6 protein-coding genes are annotated in these 6,312 nt (G+C 64.2%); all 6 read left to right on the top strand.

What is annotated here, in order from left to right:
- Positions 1-557: signal peptidase I (lepB, locus tag AC1P6P_RS18940; RefSeq protein WP_481404005.1), on the top strand; the 557-nt coding region annotated here is incomplete at its 5' end.
- Positions 475-1,218 (top strand): ribonuclease III, encoded by a 744-nt coding sequence (gene rnc, locus AC1P6P_RS18945; protein WP_481404006.1) that lies wholly within the window; start codon positions 475-477, stop codon positions 1,216-1,218. The genes lepB and rnc, both read left to right, overlap by 83 nt.
- A 44-nt stretch (positions 1,219-1,262) precedes the next feature.
- Positions 1,263-2,180 carry a GTPase Era gene (gene era / locus AC1P6P_RS18950; protein ID WP_481404007.1) on the top strand — a complete coding sequence of 306 codons (918 nt, stop codon included), beginning with the start codon at positions 1,263-1,265 and terminating at the stop codon, positions 2,178-2,180.
- Between the two features lie 179 nt (positions 2,181-2,359).
- The gene (recO, locus tag AC1P6P_RS18955) at positions 2,360-3,100 is read left to right on the top strand and encodes a DNA repair protein RecO (RefSeq protein ID WP_481404008.1); all 741 of its coding nucleotides are present in this window, start codon (positions 2,360-2,362) and stop codon (positions 3,098-3,100) included.
- A 95-nt stretch (positions 3,101-3,195) separates the two neighbouring features.
- Positions 3,196-5,466, top strand: coding sequence for a DNA topoisomerase IV subunit A (parC, locus tag AC1P6P_RS18960; protein WP_481404009.1), 2,271 nt, complete (start codon positions 3,196-3,198; stop codon positions 5,464-5,466).
- Between the two features lie 95 nt (positions 5,467-5,561).
- Positions 5,562-6,308, top strand: coding sequence for a hypothetical protein (locus AC1P6P_RS18965; protein ID WP_481404010.1), 747 nt, complete (start codon positions 5,562-5,564; stop codon positions 6,306-6,308).
- The last annotated feature ends 4 nt before the right edge of the window (positions 6,309-6,312 follow it).

The raw sequence follows: 6,312 nt of genomic DNA on the forward strand, positions 1-6,312 counted from the left end.
ATTCGCTGCCGTGGGGCAGTTACCTGCCGAGCTTCGGCCGCGTCTGGTCGCCGGGGCCTGGGCCGCAGCGGGGCGACGTCGCCGTGTTTGCGCTGCCGTCCGACCCGAGCCGCGACTTCGTCAAACGCATCGTCGGGGTGCCTGGCGACCGGGTGCAGATGGTAGAAGGCGTGCTCTACCTCAACGATCGCCCGATCCCGAAAATCCGGGTCGCCGACTATGTCGAGGTCGAAAACGGCTATTCCCACCACATCGCGCGCTACCGCGAGACCCTGCCGGGCGGGAAATCCTATTACGTGCTCGACCGGGACCTGGATGGCGGCAACGACACGACGCCGGTGTACACCGTGCCCGCCGGGCATTACTTCATGCTGGGCGACAATCGGGACGATTCGGACGACAGTCGCGGCATCGTCGGCTATCTTCCGGCCGAAAACCTTGTCGGCCGCGCCGAATTCAAATTCTTCTCTATCGATGAGCGAAAAACGCAGTTCTACACGTTCTGGAAGTGGCCGGAGGCCATCCGCTGGGACCGTCTCTTCCGCTCCATCGACTGAGCTGGAAGAACGCCTCGGTCACCTGTTCTCCGACAAGAAACTGCTGACCCGGGCGCTCACCCACGCCAGTGCCAGCGGTGCCAATTCCAATGAGCGGCTCGAGTTCCTCGGCGACCGGGTCCTTGGCCTGATTGCCGCCGAACGCCTGCACGAGCTTTATCCCAAGGACGAGGAGGGCGATCTGGCGCTCAAGTTCAACCACCTCGTGCGGGCCGAGGCGTGCGCCGCGGCGGCCGAGGCGGCCGGGATGGCCGAGCACCTGATCCTCGCCAAGTCCGAGGCGGGAACCGGCGGCCGGCGCAAGCTGCAGATCCTGGCTGGCGCCTGCGAGGCGGTGATTGCCGCGCTCTATCTCGACGGCGGGATCGAGGCCGCCAAGGTGTTTATCCGCCGCTACTGGACCGAGACGTTTGCGGCCCTCACCACTGAAATGCGCGACCCCAAGACCCGGCTGCAGGAATGGGCCCAGGGCAGGGGTGCTAAATCGGCGCCGCCGGTCTACACCATCGTCGGGCGCGAGGGCCCGGACCACGCGCCGGTGTTTTCGGTGGAAGTGGCGGTGAGCGGCAAAGACCCCGAGGTCGGCACCGGCACCTCCAAGCGCGAGGCCGAGCAGGACGCCGCCCGCAAGATGCTGGTAAGCGTAGGCAAGCAGGTTTGAAATTCCCCGTCGCGGCCGGCCGGTCGGCCAGCCAAGGAGCACGTATGACCCGTTGCGGTTTCACCGCCATTATCGGCGCGCCCAATGCGGGCAAGTCGACCCTGACCAATGCCCTGGTGGGCTCCAAGGTCGCCATCGTCAGCCCCAAGGTGCAGACGACCCGGACCAACGTCCGCGGTGTCGCGATGCGGGGCGAAACCCAGATCATTTTCGTCGACACCCCCGGCATCTTCCAGCCGCGCCGGCGCCTCGACAAGGCGATGGTCGCTGCCGCCTGGAGCGGGGCGGGCGATGCCGATGCGGTGGTGCATCTGGTGGACGCCGCCGAAGTTACCGAGAAGCCCAAGGGGCACGCCGCCGCCGATACCGAAGCGATCATCGCCGGCCTGAAAGCTGCGAATCGCAAAGTCGCGCTGGCCCTCAACAAGATTGACGCGCTGCCCGTGGAGCTACTGTTGCCGTTGGCACAAAGGCTCAATGAAACAGGCGTTTACGAAGATATCTTCATGATATCCGCGCTCAAAGGCGATGGTCTCGACGAGCTGTCAACATGGTGCGAATCGAAAATGCCGGAGGGCCCGTTCCTCTATTCGCCCGACCAGGCCGCCGACATCCCGTCGCGCCTCTTGGCCGCCGAAATCACCCGCGAGAAGATTTACCTGCGCCTTCACGACGAGCTGCCCTATGCCACCGCAGTGGAAACCGAGAAGTGGGAGGAGCGCAAGGACGGATCGGTCAAGATCGACCAGATCATCTACGTCCAGCGCGACGGCCAGAAGGCGATCGTGCTTGGCAAAAAAGGTGAGACAATCAAGGACATAGGCGCCGCTTCTCGCAAAGAACTTGAATACCTTTTCGAGCGCCGGGTGCACCTGTTCCTGTTCGTCAAAGTCCGCGCCGACTGGGCCGACAAGCGCGAACACTACCGCGAAATCGGGCTGGAGTTTCCGGAAGACAAATGAGGGCGCGGCGCGTCTCAAACCAACGGTGTCATCGCCCGCACATGCGGGCGACCCTGTTGGTGCGAGGCGATCTGCTGGTTGCGTGCGGTATTGCCCCTCTTTCGCCTCCGTGCCGATGTGACCTGGATGGCCCGCATTTGCGGGCCATGACAACTGGGGGCGGGCCCGCCTGATGATCCATGGAATGGCATGACGATGCCATCGTGTTGTCGGTTCGCCAGCATGGCGAGAGCGGGACGATTCTCGAGGTCCTGACCCGCAGCCATGGCCGCCACATGGGGCTGGTCCGCGGCGGGCGGTCGTTGAAGCCGGTGCTGCAGCCGGGCAACTCGGTCCGCCTGCAGTGGCGCGCCCGCCTCCAGGAGCATCTCGGCAACTTCGCCGCCGAACTCGAGACCGCCCGCGCCGGCGCGCTGATGGATAGTCGCGAGGGGCTCGCCGGGCTCAACGCCTTTACCGCCATGGCGTCCACCACGCTCCCCGAACGCGCTCCGCTCTATGAGCCGGTCTTTGCGGCCTCCGCCATCCTGCTTGATGCCATGGTGGAGGATGGCCTTGCCCATTGGGGTGCGGTCTATGTCCGCTGGGAGGCGGGGCTGTTGGAGGCGCTTGGTTTTGGCCTCGACCTGTCGTCCTGTGCCGCGACCGGGGCGACCGATGATCTGATCTACGTCTCCCCCAAGTCGGGGCGGGCGGTCTCGGCTGCGGCAGGTGCGCCTTATGCCGCCCGCCTGTTCCCGCTGCCGCAATTCCTGCTCGGCGCCCAGAATGAAGTGGCCGCCGCCGACATCGCCGCCGGTCTGGCGCTGACCGGCCATTTCCTCCTCGAGCGCGTCCTGCGCCCGAATGGAAAACCCATGCCATCCGCGCGCTTACGCCTCGACTCTCTAGCGGCACATCAGCCCGGCGAATCGAAGTAGAACGTCGCCCCCGCGCTTTCCCTCTTGTCATGGCCCGCCAATGCGGGCCATCCAGGTTAACGAACGCAGGCCATGACAGTTTTGGAAGTACCCGTATGCCCACCACGCCCGTCGTTGATGATATCCGCCCCGAGCCGCTCGCCTCTGCGCTGAGCGAGCGCTACCTCGCTTATGCCCTGTCGACCATCACCCAGCGCGCGCTGCCCGATGCCCGCGACGGCCTCAAGCCTGTGCACCGCCGGCTGATGTACGCGATGCGGCTGTTGGGGCTGAACCCGGCCCAGGGCTTCAAGAAATGCGCCCGCGTCGTCGGCGACGTCATCGGCAAATACCACCCGCACGGCGACGTTGCGGTCTACGAGGCGATGGTCCGTCTCGCCCAGGACTTCGCCGTCCGCTACCCGCTGGTCGATGGCCAGGGCAATTTCGGCAACATCGACGGCGATAGCGCCGCCGCCATGCGATACACCGAAAGCCGCCTGACCGAGGCCGCCGTGGCGCTGATGGACGGCCTCGACGAGGACGCGGTCGATTTCCGCCCGACCTACGATGGCTCCGAGGACGAGCCGGTGGTGATGCCCGCCGCCTTCCCCAACCTGCTCGCCAACGGCTCCAACGGCATCGCGGTCGGCATGGCGACCTCCATCCCGCCGCACAATCTCGGCGAGTTGTGCGCCGCCACCATCGAGCTGATCAAGAACCCCGGCGCCCGCGACGCCACCCTCCTGAAATTCGTCAAGGGGCCCGATTTCCCGACCGGCGGCATCGTGGTGGATGGTCCCGAGGTGATCGAGGAAGCCTATCGCACCGGCCGTGGCTCGTTCCGGGTGCGCGCCCGCTGGTTCAAGGAGGAGGGGCAGCGCAACTCCTATCAGATCGTGGTCGACCAGATTCCGTATCAGGTCCAGAAGGCCAAGCTGATCGAGCGCCTGGCCGAGCTGATCGAGCAGAAGAAGGTGCCGCTGCTCGACGACGTTCGCGACGAGTCCGCCGAGGACATCCGCATCGTCCTGATCCCCAAGACCCGCACGGTCGACGAAAACGTGCTGATGGAACAGCTGTTCCGCCAGTCCGATCTCGAATCGCGCATTCCGCTCAACATGAACGTGCTGGACAACGGGCTGGTCCCGCGGGTGATGAGCCTCAAGGATGCGCTGACCGCGTTCGTCAACCACCGCCGGAATGTGCTGGAGCGGCGCACCAACCATCGCCTCGGCAAGATCGCGACGCGGCTGGAGGTGCTGGAAGGCTATCTCGTCGCCTATCTCAACCTCGACAAGGTGATCAAGATCATCCGCACCGAGGAGGAGCCTAAGCCGGTCTTGATGAAGACCTTCAAGCTCACCGACAACCAGGCCGAAGCCATCCTCAACATGCGCCTTCGCGCTTTGCGCAAGCTCGAGGAAATGCAGATCCGCGGCGAGCACAAGGAGCTGTCGAAGGAGCAGAAGGAGCTGCAACGGCTGCTCGCCTCCGACGACCTGATCAAGGCCAAGCTGATCGACGAGATCAAGGAGGTGGACGCCAAGTTCGGCCAGAAGACTGAGCTCGGCAAGCGCCGTTCCAGGATCGCCGACAGGAAGCAGGTCGAAAAGGTCGAAGCCTTCGCCGAAGAGGTGCAGGCGATCGAGGAGCATGTCGAAGCCGAGCCGATCACCATCGTCTGTTCGCAAAAGGGCTGGGTGCGCTCGTTCAAGGGCCACATCGAGCCCTCGGACAGCATCAAATACCGCGAAGGCGACCGCGAACGGTTCTGGATTCACGCCCAGACCACCGACAAGCTGATGATGTTCTCCACCGACGGCCGCTTCTTCACCCTCGACGGCTCCAAGCTGCCGGGCGGCCGCGGCAACGGCGAGGCGATCCGCACCTTCGTCGATCTGGCGCCGGAAGCCGATCTGGTGACGATGTTCGTGCACCAGCCGGGCCGCAAGTTGTTCCTGGCGGCCACCACCGGCCATGGCTTCATCACCACCGAGGACGACGCCGTGGCCATGACCAAGGCCGGCAAGCGCGTCATGAACGTCAAGATGCCGGGCGAGGCGACGGTGTGCCGCTTCGTGGCGGGCGACACGGTGGCCGTCGTCGGCGAGAACAAGCGCGGCCTCGATCTGCAGAAGAAGCTCTTGATTTTCCCGCTGTCCGAAGTGCCCGAACTGGCCAAAGGGCAGGGCGTTTACCTGCAGCGCTACAAGGACGGCGAACTGATCGACGCCACCACCTTCGTCTGGAAGGAAGGCCTGCGCAGCGAAAACGGCAAGCTCTACGCCCCGTCCGACCTCAAGGATTTCAAGGGCGAACGCGCCCAAACCGGCCGCGTCCTGCCCAAAGGCTGGGCCCGCACCGGCAAGCTGGCGGCGGAATAGTCGGCGACGGAAGTTGTGAGTTGTGTTGCATACCCGTATTGCGGGCATAAGGTGCGGCGCGTACAGTCCACTCCTTGGGAAAGGGAGAGGCAAGGATGGCTGCCACCGCAAATCGCAGTGCTTATCTGAATGACGTTTACAAGCAGGCGGCCATGGTCGCCGCGCATGGCGCCACGTTGAAGGCCAATGCGCCGGATCGCATCGCCGAAGCCAGCAAGCTGGTGAAGAAGCACCAGGCCAAGACCGGCGCGCCGGCCGGCGATCTCGACCAGCAGGCGCATGCGGTGTCGCGGATGCTGCGCGAGGTGGCGTTCTACCCGCCGCACGATGTCCGCCGCGAAACCCCGGATTACAAGAAGGCCCATGACGACATGGTGCGGGTCAAGGACCTGCCGTGCCTGGCCTGCGGCGTCCGCAATTCGACCCTGAAGGACCCCAAGCAGAATCCGTTCGGCGCGGTGCAGATGGAAACCCACCATCACATCGTCGAATGGGCGATGGCCAACGCGATCGATCCCGCCAAGTTCAATTCGCACATTCTGCCGGCGCTGCAGCACAAGCATCCGGAAAAATATGCGCAATACAAGAACGGCATGACCAAGGAGCAGATCCTCGATTGGGTCGATCACAGCGAAGACAATCTCTGGGTTCTGTGCGACGTCCATCACCGCCACACCTTCGTCGGCATTCACGCGGTGACATTCCCGATCTGGGGACCCCAAGACATTCTCAACGACGAATTCGTCGGCAAGTACCTTGCTCAGACGAAGGAGAAGGGGAAAAAACCGGCAGCGAAGAAGCCGGTCACAAAAAAGAAGGCCAAGAAAGCCAAGCCGCACTGAGGTT

It is taken from the genome of Rhizomicrobium sp. (genome assembly GCF_056722145.1).